11 protein-coding genes are annotated in these 14931 nt (G+C 63.8%); 10 read left to right on the top strand and 1 reads right to left on the bottom strand.

The genetic code is table 11. The features are described 5' to 3' along the window. Positions 1–529 precede the first annotated feature (529 nt). The 10 genes from KRX55_RS05075 (at position 530) to KRX55_RS05035 (ending at position 13651) form a co-directional block, all read left to right on the top strand. A complete protein-coding gene (locus tag KRX55_RS05075; RefSeq protein ID WP_218406699.1) occupies positions 530–2437 on the top strand; it encodes a hydantoinase/oxoprolinase family protein in 1908 nt (635 codons plus the stop codon). A gap of 32 nt (positions 2438–2469) precedes the next feature. Beyond that, positions 2470–2904, top strand: coding sequence for an acetone carboxylase subunit gamma (locus KRX55_RS05070; protein WP_218406698.1), 435 nt, complete (start codon positions 2470–2472; stop codon positions 2902–2904). 28 nt (positions 2905–2932) lie between these two features. Next, the gene (locus tag KRX55_RS05065) at positions 2933–5059 is read left to right on the top strand and encodes a hydantoinase/oxoprolinase family protein (RefSeq protein ID WP_218406697.1); all 2127 of its coding nucleotides are present in this window, start codon (positions 2933–2935) and stop codon (positions 5057–5059) included. A gap of 25 nt (positions 5060–5084) precedes the next feature. Beyond that, on the top strand, positions 5085–7403 hold the full coding sequence (locus tag KRX55_RS05060) for a hydantoinase B/oxoprolinase family protein (protein WP_218406696.1): 2319 nt from the start codon (positions 5085–5087) through the stop codon (positions 7401–7403). A gap of 90 nt (positions 7404–7493) precedes the next feature. Then, complete coding sequence (locus KRX55_RS05055) at positions 7494–8297, top strand: hypothetical protein (RefSeq protein ID WP_218406695.1); 804 nt, start codon at positions 7494–7496, stop codon at positions 8295–8297. 76 nt (positions 8298–8373) lie between these two features. Continuing rightward, positions 8374–9102, top strand: coding sequence for a CoA transferase subunit A (locus KRX55_RS11830; RefSeq protein ID WP_370625752.1), 729 nt, complete (start codon positions 8374–8376; stop codon positions 9100–9102). A gap of 6 nt (positions 9103–9108) precedes the next feature. Next, a complete protein-coding gene (locus KRX55_RS11825; RefSeq protein ID WP_255567564.1) occupies positions 9109–9783 on the top strand; it encodes a 3-oxoacid CoA-transferase subunit B in 675 nt (224 codons plus the stop codon). Next, on the top strand, positions 9780–10964 hold the full coding sequence (locus KRX55_RS05045; protein WP_218406694.1) for an acetyl-CoA C-acetyltransferase: 1185 nt from the start codon (positions 9780–9782) through the stop codon (positions 10962–10964). The genes KRX55_RS11825 and KRX55_RS05045 overlap by 4 nt, the downstream gene beginning before the upstream one ends. 245 nt (positions 10965–11209) lie before the next feature. Then, entirely contained in the window at positions 11210–11587 is a 378-nt protein-coding gene (vsr, locus tag KRX55_RS05040) for a DNA mismatch endonuclease Vsr (RefSeq protein WP_370625751.1), read from the top strand. Positions 11588–11680: 93 nt separating this feature from the next. Beyond that, complete coding sequence (locus KRX55_RS05035) at positions 11681–13651, top strand: DNA cytosine methyltransferase (RefSeq protein ID WP_218406693.1); 1971 nt, start codon at positions 11681–11683, stop codon at positions 13649–13651. A 14-nt stretch (positions 13652–13665) separates the two neighbouring features. Here the strand turns inward: KRX55_RS05035 and KRX55_RS05030 are convergent, their stop codons facing one another. Further along, positions 13666–14916, bottom strand: coding sequence for an ATP-binding protein (locus KRX55_RS05030; RefSeq protein WP_255567563.1), 1251 nt, complete (start codon positions 14914–14916; stop codon positions 13666–13668). Between the last annotated feature and the right edge of the window lie 15 nt (positions 14917–14931).

Genomic DNA, 14931 nt, shown 5'->3' with positions numbered 1-14931 from the left:
TCCGTAATTCCGGTAAAAGGGGTCTTTTTCCCTCGTGAATTCATTGGCGTTGATATGTCCCTCTTTTTCCGGGACGGTTTCAAGCCAAGTGCACTATTGGGGGCATTATTCATTTCGGTCAGTTCTTTTCGATATTTGTGGATCAAATCTAGTTTCGTCCAATCGGATACCGGGGCCGCTCCGGGGGTCCGGTTCGGCGGTCCGGTCGACGTCGGTCAGACGCTCCCGCATCTCTCCTGCGGTGATCTCTCCGGCGAAGTGCCAGCTCGGTGCGTGTTCCGGCGAGTGCGTGGGGAGTGGTTTTTCTCGCGGGGTCCGATGGGCGCCGTTTCGGCGACGGGGTGGTGGCCGTTGAAATTGCCCCCTGTCACCCCCGTGAATTCGTGTGACCTGCGTCCCAATGGGTAAATTATCAATTTATGTGACCTGTCTCACCAAACGGTTTAAAGGGTGTTACAGTTTTGGTACCAGTAACACCTGAGTTCCTGGAATGCCGCGGCCTTCGTTAAAGGGCGCGTGAGGAGGACACATGAAACACCTCATTAACATCGATAACGGTGGAACCCTGACCGATGTCTGCGTATGGGACGGGGATCAGTTTTCATTCACGAAGACACTGACCACGCCATTCGACCTGTCAGAGTGCCTGTTCGAGGGGATCGCCAAAGCGTCCGCGAACCTGTACGACGAGCGGGATCTCGTCCGCCTGCTCCACGAGGCCGACCACATCCGCTACTCCACGACACAGGGGACCAATGCCCTCGTCGAACGCAAGGGCCCTTCCATCGGGTTGCTCGTCGAGGACCCCTCAGTGATCGACGCCATGCAGTCGGACGACGACCACTCCACACTCTTCGCCGATCTGATCGGCACCCGGGTCGAGACGTTCAACCTGTCTGATGACGAGCTCGAATTCAGCCTCGTCCAGACCGTCAACAAACTCACCACCGACGGTGCCGCACGGCTCGTCGTCGTAGGAAGCGACGCGGAGTCGGAGCGAACCGTCAGGAATCTGCTCCTCCGCAACTTCCCCCGTCAGCTGCTCGGTTCCGTACCGGTTCTGTGCAGCTGGGAGTTCGTCGACGACGCCAATGACGCGCGGCGCGCGTGGTCATCCGTGGTCAACACCTTCCTCCACCCCGTCATGGAACGATTCCTGTACCAGGCGCAGTCGCGGCTCCGGGAGAACAAGGTGACCAACCCTCTCCTCGTCTACCGGAACGATGGAGCGTCCTCGCGCGTCTCGAAGTCGGTCGCACTACGAACCTACTCATCCGGGCCGCGCGGAGGACTCGAGGGTACGGCAGCCCTCGCCCGGAGTTACAAACTCGACCACGTCCTGATGATGGACGTCGGTGGCACCACCACGGATGTCGGTGTCGTCGACGGATGCACCATCGACACGCAACGCCGCGGCCAGGTCGGCGAAGCCACGATCTCATTCCCGATGTCGAGCGTGCACAGCTCCGGAGTCGGAGGAAGCTCGATCATCAGCGTCCGTGACGGGAAGATCGTCGTCGGCCCGCGTTCCGTCGGCGCCGCCCCGGGACCGGCCTGTTTCGGCCTGGGGGGCAAGGATGCCACGATCACCGACGTCAAGGTACTGCTCGGAATCCTCGATCCCGGGACCTACCTCAACGGACAGATGCACCTCGACGCCGCCCGGAGCCGCGCGGTCATCACCCAGACGATCGCGGAACCCCTGGGCATCAGTCTCGAAGAGGCCCTGCTCCGGATGGAGGACGCGTACCTCGAGACCATGGCGGAGACCTTCCGTGACCTGGTGAGACCCGACACGACACTCGCCGCATTCGGTGGAGCGGGACCGATGAGCGCCTGCGGTGCCGCCGAGAAGGCCGGCGTCAAACGCGTGCTGATACCGCGGATGGCCGCCGTTTTCTCCGCCTTCGGCATCTCGTTCTCCGACATCGGGAAGACCTACGAGATCAGCGTCTCCGAGAACGGCCCCGAGGGGCTGCAGCGGAACCACGACGATCTGCTGCACCGGGCCGAGCGGGACATGTTCCAGGAGGGCTACACCCTCGATGAGTGCCAGACGAAGTGGACCATCGAGGAGCACGACGAGAACGGCGAGGTCGTCTCGAGCCGTCCCTACGAGCACGGTGAGGAAGTCGCCGATTCCGGCCACGAGCTCATGCTCTGTCTCGACGTGAAGAAGGTGCTCCCGCACGCCAGCCTCGAGGTCGACGACAGCGTGGACACGTCTGCGGCGACCTCGACCGGCACCCGGACCATCCGCGTCAGTGCCGATGAGACCCGGGATCTCCCGGTCTACGTCCTGGAGGACCAGGTCCCCGGAGCCACGGCGGCCGGACCGGCGATCCTCGAAGGCCCGTTCTTCACCGCACGGGTCACCCCGGGCTGGGAATTCACCGTCACCAGCAACGGCGATCTCATCATCACCGACGAACGCTGATCCACCTTCACCCGAGACCTAAAGGAACCACTGTGCGAGTCCCCATGACCGAGTACCTGCTCATCGATCTCGACACCGAACGATGGATGTGCCGCAGCTGCGGCCACGACATCGGTGACGCGAACGACAACTACAAGCCGGGCTGCCTGGTGTACGACCGTGATCCGAGCGAGATCCACCAGCCGATCATCGATCCCGAACGATACGAGTACACCTTCTCCCCGGACCCCGAATACTGCCGGATCCTCGAGTTCTACTGCCCCGGTTGCGCGACCCAGCTCGAGACCGAGTACGTCCCGCCGGGACACCCTCCGACCCGCGACATCGTCATCGACGTCGCCGCCCTGCGCAAGCAGTGGGAGGAGAGAGGCGTCGACGCGGAGGAAGTGTTCAACTACGGCCCCGGCGAAGACGCCCAGAAGTACACAGCAGAACTCAAGAAGAAAGCCGCCGACTCACAGCGATGAGTTGCGAAAACGAAAACAGGAGACATCCATGAAACGCATCTCCGTCGACATTGGCGGCACATTCACCGACTGCTTCTTCGTGTGGGACGACACCTACATCGAAGCGAAGGCACTGACTACACACCACAACCTGGCTCTGGGCTTCAACGAGGCACTCGACCTGGCCTGTGAGCGCGCCGGGTTGGATCGCGGGACGGCCCTGTCCGGAGTGGACTCGGTACGGTACGCGACCACGCTGGGTACCAACGCGCTCATCGAGCGCAAGGGCCCGAGGGTCGGAGCGATCGTCACCCACGGCTTCGAGGACACGATCCCGTTGTCCCGTGGCCGGGGCTACGGCGAGGGCCTCGACTACTCCATGCAGCAGAACATGCCCGCCGCCGAGCGGCCCGAACCCCTCGTACCGCGTGCCCTGATCCGCTCGGTCAAGGAACGCATCAACTCCGCGGGTGAGGTCGTCGCCTCACTGCGGGAGGAGGACGTCCGGAACGTCGTCCGGGAACTGATGGACGCAGGTGCGGAGGCCATCGTCGTCTCCCTGACCAACGCCACCGAGAACCCCGTCCACGAGCTCAAGATCCAGGAGATCCTCCTGGAGGAATACCCCTCCCACGAACTCGGGGCCGTCCCGGTACTCCTCGGACACCAGGTATCCGGACGAAAGGGTGAGTACGTCCGCGCGACGTCCACCATCGTCGACGCCTTCCTCCACGAGATCATGTTCCACGCGCTGAGCCAGCTGTCAAACAACCTCCGTGAATCCGGCTACACCAAGCCGATGCTGGTCAACCACAACTCGGGTGGAATGGCCCAGATGAACTCGACGGACGCCCTGCAGACCATCCACTCCGGGCCGATCGCCGGCGTCGGCGCCGCGGAGCACCTCGCGAACTCCACCGACATCGGCAGTGTCATCAGCACCGACATGGGCGGAACGTCCTTCGACATCGGTCTGGTACCGGAGGGCGGTGTGAAGCACTACGACTTCATGCCCACCATCGACCGGTGGCTGGTCAGTGTCCCCATGGTCCACCTCGACACCCTCGGTGCCGGTGGCGGATCCATCGCCAGCTACGACCGCATCCACCAGTCCGTGAAGATCGGCCCCGAGTCCGCGGGCTCCAATCCGGGACCGGCCTGCTACGACCGTGGCGGCCTCAAACCGACGGTCACCGACGCCGACCTGCTTCTCGGCTATCTCGACCCGGACAACTACGCCAACGGTTACATCAAGCTGAATCCCAAGCGTTCGACGTTCGCCATCGAGGAGACCCTCTGCGATGAGATGGACATGGATGTCCTGGACATCGCGAAGCTCATCAAGAACTCCGTCGATGAGCAGATGGCGATCGGCATCGGCAAGGAACTGCGCGTGCGCGGCTACCTGCCCGAGGACTTCACGATGCTCGCCTACGGCGGCAACGGACCGCTCCACGCCTGCGGCATCGCGCGCCACGTCGGCATCACCCGCGTGCTCGTTCCTCCGTTCAGCTCCGTGTTCTCCGCCTGTGGCGCGGGAAACATGCAGCAGCTCCACTTCCACGAGCGGGGCACCCACATCACGATGTACAACGCAACCACCCGGGAGCTCTACGACGACTACGACGCTTTCAACGAGATCGTCGAGGATCTCGAGGCCCGCGGACGCGAGGACCTGCGCCGTCAGGGATTCGACGCCGAGGACGTCAGGTACCGCCTCGAACTCGACATGCGCTACGGGAACCAGCTCCTCACGCAGGCGGTGACGCTGGACATCAACAGGATGAACGGGGTCGGCGACGTCCTGCAGATGATCAAGACCTTCGGCGACGTCTACAGTCACCGCTTCGGTTCCAACTGCGCCGCCCCGGAGGCGGGTATCCGCGTGAATACCGTTCGCGTCGCCTCCTACGTCGAAGGCGACACCGTCAACTTCGACTCGCTCACGGAGAGCGCCGAGAGGACCGTTCCCGAAGCCGTGGGTCAGCGTCGCGTCCACTTCGTCGAGGTCGACGGGGCCATTGACACTCCGGTGTACAACCAGGACGCCCTGACCGCCGATGCGGTCATCCCGGGTCCGGCGATCGTCACCACGGAGAACACCACATTCCTGGTCGAACCCGGATGGCACCTGGAACCCACTGAACAGGGCGCCGTATGGCTCCTGCAGGACTGATGAACGACACCACGAGGAGATTGCAATGACCACAGTCGACAAAGACACGACAACGTCCACCCCGGCCAAGGAACTCACCGCACAGGAACAGGAGTGGGTCGACGCCTTCATGGACGAGACCACCCTGTTCCTCGGGCCCGACCCGGAGATCATGCGGAGCCACAGCATCGCCGAACGTACCGAGTACGAGGACGAGTGCATCGCCAAGGGCATCGACCGCATCCAGGTCGAGCGCATCCGCAAGCGCATCTCCGGCGCCCTCGACGAGGGTTACGAGATGTGCGAGGCCCAGGGCGCGGCCCCGGGGGCGAAGTGGGGTGACCTGACCACCGCGATCTACACCGCGGAAGGGGACGTGTCCTACCTCTCCTGCCACGGGGTCATCGCCTTCTCTGCGATCCTCCACCACCCGATCCGGTACATCATGAAGTACTGGAAGGACGAGCCCACGGTGGGCATCCATCCCGGTGACGGCTTCATCCACAATGACGCCCGCTACGGCAACGTGCACAACACCGATCAGTCGATGATCATGCCGATCATCCGCGACGGGGAGATCATCGCCTGGGTCGCCGCCACGATCCACGAGGGTGAGAACGGCGCCTGCGAACCCGGAGGAATGCCCTCCGGATCCGAGACCCCCTTCGACGACGGTCTGCGGATGAGCCCGTTCAAGATCGTCGAGAAGGGGCATCTCCGCAGAGACCTGCTGACCTTCCTCCAGCACTCCGTCCGGGACCCGAAGCTCCAGCTCGCCGACCTCAAGGTCAAGATCGCCGCGGTCAACCGGATCATGGACCGCATCAACACCCTCATCGACGAGGTCGGGGTCGAGACCTTCGTGGCTGCGATCCGGATCACCATCGAGGACGTCGACGCCGAGGTGCACCGCCGCATCGGCGAGCTGCCGGACGGGACCTACTCCTTCAACCAGTTCATGGACTCCACCCTCAAGGAGAACATCCTGATCAAGATGGCGTGCAAGATCACCGTCAAGGGTGATCAGATGACGGTGGACCTGAGGGGATCCGGACCGGAGATCCTCAACCGGGCGATGAACTCGCCACTGTGTTCCGTGAAGTCGATGATGATGCAGGCGATCCTGGCGTTCTGGTGGCCGGACCTGCCCCGGTGCACCTCGGCGATGAGCTGCATCGAGATCATCTCCGACGAGGGAACCTGGTCGGACGCATCCTACGACGCGCCGATGGGACAGTCCCTCCAGGCATCCTTCCGTGGCTTCTCCTGCATGCAGGCGCTCTACGGAAAGATGCAGTTCTCCACGCCACGCAAGTACTCGAACGTCGTGGCGAACTGGTACAACCAGATCAACACGTTCCTCTGGGGTGGGGAAACCCAGCACGGCGACCAGGTCGGCAACCTCTGCGCGGACCTCAACGGTATGCCGGGTGGAGCCAAGCCCTTCCGTGACGGTGAGGATTCCGTCTCCCCGCTCTTCTGCGCCATGGCGGACACCGCCGAGCAGGAGATCATGGAGGAGGAGGTCCCCTTCATGCAGCTCGTGTCGAAGCGTCTGATCAAGGACAACATGGGCTTCGGCAAGTTCACCGGAGGAATGGGCTACGAGATGATCGTGGCCTCCGAGGGAACCCCGCACTGGGGCTTCATGACGGTGACCTCCGGGTCGAAGTTCAGCTCCATCTACGGAATGTTCGGTGGCTACGGCTGCGGCGCCTACCCGCTCTCGATGGTCAAGGGAGTCAACACCTACGACAGTTTCCGCAGGGACTCGCGCACCTTCGATCTCTCCATCGAGAAGGTCATGAACGAGCGCCCCTTCGAGGGCGCCAAGTACATGACCTCCCACATGGGCCTGCAGTTCGACGTGGCCAAGGACGGCGAGCTGTACATGATCGCCCAGGGTGCCGGCGGCGGCTACGGTGACCCGATCGAACGCGACCCCGAGTCCGTCGTCCATGACGCGGAACTCGGACGCATATCCCCGAAGGTCGCCCGCGACATCTTCTGTGTCGCGTACGACGAGGAGCACTTCCGCCTCGACGCCGAGGAGACGAAGCGCCTGAGGGAGGCACGCCGCAGGGAACGACTCTCCCAGGGCAAGCCCTACGCCGAGTTCATCGAGGAATTCGTCACCGATGAGCCGCCGGAGGATCTGCTCTACTACGGCAACTGGGGCGACGACACCGAGGAGCTCACCGCGACGGTATTCACCGTCAACGGCAGGCAGCGCGTCACCGGCAGGCCCGGTGAACTGCCGATCGTCATGATCCCGGACCGTCGTGAACTGAAGATCGATGCTCTCCAGGCCCGGATCGCCGAACTCGAGGAGAAGCACGGCGAGATGGTCTCCAAGAAGAGCTGACCCGTTTCCACGCAACCCTGGGGTGGCCCCGCCGCCCCAGGGAATCACCATCTCCACACCCGACACAGCCCCAGTGGCAAGGAGCATCCCATGACCCCGACATCCCTCACCGATCTCATCACCAACCCACCCTCGGATCGTGGTACCGCGGTGTTCCTCGATCACGTCCCCTTCGGCGAACGGGTCATCGTGCATGGCGAGCTTCCCTACCTCGACGCCCCCGCCACCGCCAGCTACTACGGTCAGGCACAGGGGATGCTGAAATCGGATGCCACGGTCGTCGACTTCGGGGCACTCTACGGCGCGGCACTGGCGTCGAACCCCGATCTCGTCGCGGCGATGGGCGCGCGCTCGCGGACCGGATACGCCCTGCGGACGATGCTCGCCGACGACACTCCCGCCACCGCGGCCGGCCGAATCCTCACGGCGACGAGCCACACCAGCCGGGTACCCTTCCTGCTCCGCATGCCGTCTCCACTCATCTGGCTCGCATGGGCGGCCGAGACCACCGGAAACGCCGACTTCAGCTCGATCACCGGGGACCATGCCGAATCCGCCGCGATGTACGTCGCCGACTGGCTGCGCCGCTTCGTGGACGCGCCCGTCACCGGGCTCCTCCTCGACGGGCGTCGCTCCGGGGCCTACACGGAACTCCCTCCCGAGGACATCGCCGCCTACCAGCCTGTGATCAACGCCGCGGAACACATCGGATGGTCCGTGATGCTGCAGACGGAGAACGGTGTCGAGGTCGCGGGAAAGGACGTCCGCGGAGCCACCATCGAACCGGGGTACTGGCTGGGGTCGGGGACCGTGCCGGAGGCTGATTTCCTCGTCACACAGATTCCGGCCGAAGCGGAGCCGGAGACCGTCCTCGAACGTCTCGAAGCCCTCTGAGCGCAGATTCCAGACATCCACGATCCGAGTGTGCCTCCGGTCCCGGCCGGGAACCCACAAATCTGAGGAGCAGCACGTGAGCAAGCTACACACCGACACCATGGAACTGGTGTCGGGACTGATCAGGGACGGTATGTCCATCGCCGTAGGTGGCTTCGGACTGTCCGGTAGCCCCTACGACCTCATTGAGGCGGTCCACGCCTCGGGGGCCAGGGACCTCACGATCGTCTCCAACAACATGAGCATCGACGGCCTCGGCCTCGGCCTGCTCCTGGAGTCCCGGCAGGTGAAACGGGTTCTGGCCTCCTACGTCGGCGAGAACAAGGTGTTCTCCGACCAGTACCTCTCCGGCGAACTGGAGCTGGAGTTCGTCCCCCAGGGGTCTCTCGCCGAGAGGCTACGTGCCGCCGGGGCGGGAATACCCGCGTTCTTCACCCCCACCGGCTACGGGACGATCATCGCCGAGGGAAAGGAAGTGCGCGAGATCGAGGGCCGCCACTACATACTCGAACATGCGATCAAGACGGATCTCGCCCTCGTCCACGCCGCCAAGGCGGACCTCAACGGCAACCTCGTCTACAACCGCACCGCGCGGAACTTCAACCCGGTGTGCGCCATGGCCGGACGTACAACGATCGCCGAGGCGGAGGAGATCGTCGACCTCGGTGAACTCGACCCCGACTTCATCCACACACCGGGGGTCTACGTCCAGCATTTAGTCTCCGCCGCGCCCCGGACCAAACCCATCGAACGGGTGACCACCCGACCACGGCCCGACCGGGCCGACGCGGGGAAAGGAAACTGAGCCGACATGGCCTGGACACGAGAAGAAATGGCGGCCATCGCCGCAGCCGAGATCAACGACGGTGACTACGTCAACCTGGGGATCGGGATCCCCACGATGATCGCCAACCAGCTACCTGACGGCGTGAATATCATCCTCCAGTCGGAGAACGGGATCCTCGGCATGGGGCCCTTCCCGTACGAGGGGGACGAGGACCCGGATCTCATCAACGCCGGAAAGCAGACCGTCACCCTGAACAGGGGAGCGGTGGTGTTCGACTCGGCGGAGAGCTTCGCCATGATCCGGGGCGGGAACCTCAAACTCGCGGTGCTCGGTGCCATGGAGGTCTCCGAGAAAGGGGACCTCGCGAACTGGATCATCCCCGGGGTCATGGTCAAGGGGATGGGTGGAGCCATGGACCTCGTGGCCGGCGCCCCCAGGGTCATCGTCCTCACCGATCACGTCGACAAGAAGGGACGCCCCAAGTTGAAGCGGGAATGCTCCCTGCCGCTCACCGGGACACAGGTCGTCGACAGAGTCATCACGGACCTCGCGGTGTTCGACATCACCGAACGTGAGGGAATGGTCCTCCGGGAACTCGCGCCGGGCGTCAGCCTCGCGGAGATCGAGGAAGCCACCGAAGCAGCATTCACCGTCATCGACGACGGTGGAGCGACCCGAATCGAAGGAGAGACACCATGAAACGCGAGGCCGTCATCGTGGGCGCCGCCCGCACACCGCAGGGAAAACTGCTCGGGACGCTGAAGGACGTCTCCGCGGTTGAGCTCGGGGGAACCGCCATCAGAGCCGCCGTTGAACGGGCAGGGGTGAAACCGGGACACATCGACCAGGTCATCATGGGACAGACGATCCAGGCCGGCTCCGGCCAGGTTCCGGCACGTCAGGCCGCGATCAACGCCGGGATTCCCCTCAGCGCGTTCGCGGACACCCTGAACAAGGCCTGCCTGTCCGGCATTGAGGCGGTCACGCAGGCCGCGCGAATCATCCGGTGCGGTGAGGCGGAGGTCGTGGTCGCCGGCGGACAGGAATCCATGACGCGTGCACCACATCTGCTCACCGCGGCACGTTCCGGAACCGCACTGGGGCCGACCACCGCGCAGGACGCGATGCTGTTCGACGGGCTCCGGGACCCGTACACCGGGGAGACCATGGGTGCTCTGACGGAGAAAGGCAACGGGGACCGCGGCATCACCCGTGAACAGCAGGACGCCATCGCGGAGCTCAGCAACCGCCGTGCCCACGAGGCACAGAAGGAGGGACGGTTCCGCGACGAGATCGCCCCGGTCACCGTTCCGCAACGGAAGGGTGAACCCCTGGTCGTGGACACCGATGAGGGGATCCGGCCGGACACAACCCTGGAGAGCCTCGGGAAACTCCGCCCGGCATTCGCCCGCGACGGAACGATCACCGCGGGCAACTCCTCCCAGATCTCGGACGGAGCAGCGGCACTCGTCGTGGTCAGCCGCGGTTACGCGGAACAGCACGGACTGCACGTGCTCGCCACGATCGAGGGCTCGGGAAGCACCGGGGGGCCGGACCACCACCTCCATTCCAAGCCCTCCGACGCCCTGAAGAAGGCCCTGGCGGACAGCAGGGTACGGCTCGGGGACGTCGACTTCATCGAGATCAACGAGGCCTTCGCCGCCGTGGTCGTGCAATCCCTGCGAGACCTGGACCTGGACATGGGTAGGTGCAATCCCAACGGAGGCGCGATCGCTCTGGGACATCCGCTCGGTGCCTCCGGCGCCCGCGTCCTGGTGACCGCGGTGTACGAACTCATCAGGCGCGGGAGCGGAACCGCCGCGGTGAGCCTATGCGGTGCCGGTGGCCAGGGCCAGGCGATGGTGATCAGCCGGTACTGACCGACTCCACTCTTTCATGGGCACACCCGGAGTCGCCGGTGGAGTGGCCGTCGGGCCCAACCCCCGCAGCGCTGTGGGAGCTGTGGCAGGCTGTTTCAACGGGGCCCCGGAGTGGATCGGGGCGACCGGTCCTGGTGCGTCATCCCATTGTGACCGGAAGAATATCGGAGCATCGGGAGATCGACATGGAGAGCCCGGGGAAACGGCGCCCGAACCACGGACGTCCTCTTCCACTCAACGAGACCGTGACACGGCAGATGAAGAAGATGCCACGTCGGGGGAGCGGACCGGAGCTGAGGCTCCGGAGGGAACTCTTCCGGCGGGGTCTGCGGTTCCGTGTCAATGTCGGTGGACTTCCGGGAAGCCCTGACATAGTGTTCACCGCCGCCCGGATAGCGGTGTTCGTGGACGGTTGCTTCTGGCACGGATGTCCGATTCACGCGACCTCGCCGAAGAACAACCGCCGGTGGTGGGAGGAGAAGATCGCCGCGAACCGGGAACGTGACAGGAGGAAGGACCTCGAGCTGGAACGGCTCGGGTGGACGTCCCTCCACTACTGGGAACACGACGACACCGAGGAGATCGCAGACGAGATCGAATGGCTGTGGAGACAACTGAGATAGATCCCCGGCCCGGAACTCACGGTGGACACCGTCGTTCCGATCGTGGGTGGGGCAATTGGGGGCTGTGCCATGGGTGAGACTAGATTTCTAGGGGTGTCCTCAACAGATCCGTACGCCGTCAAGCAGATTCGTGGCCCGCTTCTGAAGCTGCCCGAGCACGCCGACCACTGCACGACGGAAGAGGAACTCCGGGACTACTGTCGTCGCCGTCGTTCGGAGGGAGCTGTGCTCGGCGCCGATCTTTTTTCAGGTGCGGGAGGACTCAGCCTCGGTCTCACGGAAGCCGGAATCGAGGTGGTGTTCGGCGTCGACCACTACTCCTATGCGGTCGAGACACACTCGGCCCACTTTCCCGGAATGTCGGTGGAATGGGACCTGTCGACCCCGCAGTCGGTGGAACGGGTCGCCGATCTCATGACGGAATGCGGCATCGAGGTCCTCGCCGGTGGACCTCCGTGTCAACCCTTCTCGAAGGCGGGAAGGTCCGGGATCCGAAGCCTGGTCGAGAAGGGACTCCGGGATCCGCGGGACACCAGGCGTGACCTCTGGAGGGCCTATCTGGAGGTCGTTCAACTGGCACGGCCGAGGGCTGTCATCATGGAGAACGTCCCGGACATGGCCCTGGACAAGGAGATGTTCATTCTCAGGAGCATGATCGAGGAACTCGAGATGCTCGGATACGCCGTGGAGGAGCGGGTCGTCGATGCATGGAGATACGGCGTACCGCAGTTCCGGCAGCGCCTAATCCTCGTCGCACTGAGGGACGGGGTCAAGTTCAAGTGGCCGGAGGAACGGAAGACCAAGGTCACAGTGTGGAACACCATCGGTGACATGCCGGAGGTCGAAGGCGGATGGCGTCCGGAAGCGGGGGCGGAGGGATGGATCCGGTACCCGGGACCCGTGACCGAAACCCAGCGTTACCTGAGGCGCCGTGTCCGGGAGGAGGACCGGCACAAACTCTACGATCACATCACACGCCCTGTGCGGGACGACGACCGGATCGCCTTCGAGATGATGACGTCGGACACCAAGTACTCGGATCTCCCCGACCATCTCCGCAGGTACCGCAGCGACATCTTCGACGACAAGTACAAGAGACTGGATGAGGACGATCTGTCGCGGACCATCACCGCCCACATCGCCAAGGACGGCTACAGCTTCATCCATCCCCGCCAGTCCCGGACACTCACAGTGAGGGAAGCCGCCCGAATCCAGACCTTCCCGGACGACTTCAGGTTCAGCGGACCACCGAGTGCGGCGTTCCGGCAGATCGGCAATGCCGTTCCGGTCCGGCTCGGAGAAGCCGTCGGTCGGGCTGTGATGGATTCCCTCCGCAGGGGAGAGGAGAAACCCATCGGGGCGCGCGCAACCGCGAGGCATCTCGCCGAGTGGTACCGGGGGCTCGATGACCGTGATCTCATGTACCCGTGGGCTAGATCGGGGTCCCGTTTCCGTGCCGCCGTCGCCGAGATCCTCACCGAACGTGCGGCACCGGCCACGGTCCGGTCGGTCTGGCAGGGAATCAGTTCTCTTCCGGACGTGGAAACGGGATCCACGGTTCCCGAGACGACCCGGGAGGCGATCAGATTCCTGGTCGGCCCCAACTACGGGAAACGACTGGAACGTGTCGAGCGTTTGTTCGTCGAGATGGACCGTGAACCGGAGGCACTCTGGGCCCCCCACATCTCACGTTCTGCGTTGCCGTCCCTGACTCCCGCACTCATCGACTTCCTCGAGCTCGCGATCCCGGTCGCGGATGAATCAGGTGAGTTCTGCGGAGAACCCGTGATCGCCGGACGGGGAATCCTCCGGATCACCAGCTGTTTCCTGGACCGTGACACGGAATCACGGAACCGGAACAGCTCCGGTCGTCTCAGCGTCGCCCAGATGCTCGGAATGAACGTCCACTCGCGTGAGGCGCATCTCGCACTCTTCGAGATCGCCCGTTCCAGGTGCACACCAAATTCACCGGAGTGTGGACTGTGCCCTGACCTGAAGGGAGCACCGTGCGTGGGCGGCCACACCGGGAAAGAGGGGCAGAGGTCCCTACCGTTGAGTGGGTAGGGTTTTCTCCGCGGTTAGAGGCCGAGCTGCTCCGCGAGTTCGGGGGATTCCTCGCGGAGCAGCCGGATCATGGACTTGAGTGCGTCAACGTTGCCGGTACGGACCGCCGCGGAACGAAGTGCCGTACCCAGAACCTCAGCGGATTCACCCTGCCCTCCGAAGCCGGAGCGACGGTTCGTTGCACCACCGGATTGCGCAGTGAGCGCCTCCCGGGTCTTCTTTCTGTAGGTGTGGTCCGCCTCGATGCAGAGCTCGTTGATAGGTCGTGCGAGCATCTTGCGGACCTGGTGCGGAATGGTGACCTTCATCTTGGCGACGTTGATGTTGAACGCGGCGTCGAGATCGGTGTCGAAATCGAGTGAAGCTCTGGCGAGCTTCGTGTGTTCGTCGCTGGTCCGGATACCGGCCCACCCTCCCCACTGGACCAGCCGGTCGGCGCGGTAGATGTATATCCCCTGTTGCTTCGCCCACTTCTGTGGCCCGGACGCGTTCTCGAACGCTTCGGGAGTACTGAAATCGGATCTCGGGGGAAGAAGATAACGGTTGAGGGTGACGAAGCCGCTGTCGTGGCGGTGCTCGACCTCGAAGGAATCCGTTCCGATGCAGCGGGTCCCCGCCTCTTCCCGGGCAAAAGGATCCCACGGTGTGAGGGACTCACCGTTGACGGTGATGGCGAGGATCTCCGGACGTTCGCCTGACAGGAAGCGGTGGAACACCATCGAGAGATGTCGACTCAGCTTCGGTACCAGGTTCTCGACACGTTTCCGCGCCCAGCCGTTCTCCTTGTTCCTGTGTGGGAGAATACGGTCCAATCTGCGCCACGTCACCACCGTTCCGTAGCCCTTGCGGAGGAGTCTTCTCGCCTCCAGTGTCTCCTCTTCATCCCTCGTGTCCAGGACGACCCAACTGTCGGTGTCCTGGATGAAGTCGAGGTCCAGGGTTCTCGCGGCGTGGGTGTCCGATGTACGGGTCATGGACACGACCTCGAGGCGCCTGCACTGGGAGATGGAGGCTGTTTTCAGCCCGAGACCGTATCTCCCCAGGTCCCCGGATCCGTACACACGGTCGGACCCGAAGCGCATCGCCTCGTCGATGCCGATGTCATCCATCCCTGAACCGTCGTCGACGATGCGGACGAACGACTCCCATCCGGAAAAAGTGATCTGGATGTCGACGCGAGTCGCTCCCGCTGTGATGCTGTTGTCCACCAGGTCGGCCACGGCTGACTCGAAGCTGTAGCCGATGTCCCGTAGAGAACCTGTCAAACGCCGTGCCGAAGG

The organism is Corynebacterium sp. TAE3-ERU16 (genome assembly GCF_019209935.1).
Classification (GTDB): domain Bacteria; phylum Actinomycetota; class Actinomycetes; order Mycobacteriales; family Mycobacteriaceae; genus Corynebacterium; species Corynebacterium antarcticum.
The sequence above is the reverse complement of the archived record's forward strand: the minus strand, read 5'-3'. Positions and strand labels throughout refer to the sequence as shown.

Excerpts from the sequence above, each read along its gene's own strand:
- KRX55_RS11825 (WP_255567564.1), top strand. The coding sequence starts at position 9,109 with ATGGCCTGGACACGAGAAGAAATGGCGGCCATCGCCGCAGCCGAGATC.
- KRX55_RS05055 (WP_218406695.1), top strand. The coding sequence starts at position 7,494 with ATGACCCCGACATCCCTCACCGATCTCATCACCAACCCACCCTCGGAT.
- KRX55_RS05045 (WP_218406694.1), top strand. The coding sequence starts at position 9,780 with ATGAAACGCGAGGCCGTCATCGTGGGCGCCGCCCGCACACCGCAGGGA.
- KRX55_RS05075 (WP_218406699.1), top strand. The coding sequence starts at position 530 with ATGAAACACCTCATTAACATCGATAACGGTGGAACCCTGACCGATGTC.
- KRX55_RS05065 (WP_218406697.1), top strand. The coding sequence starts at position 2,933 with ATGAAACGCATCTCCGTCGACATTGGCGGCACATTCACCGACTGCTTC.
- KRX55_RS05060 (WP_218406696.1), top strand. The coding sequence starts at position 5,085 with ATGACCACAGTCGACAAAGACACGACAACGTCCACCCCGGCCAAGGAA.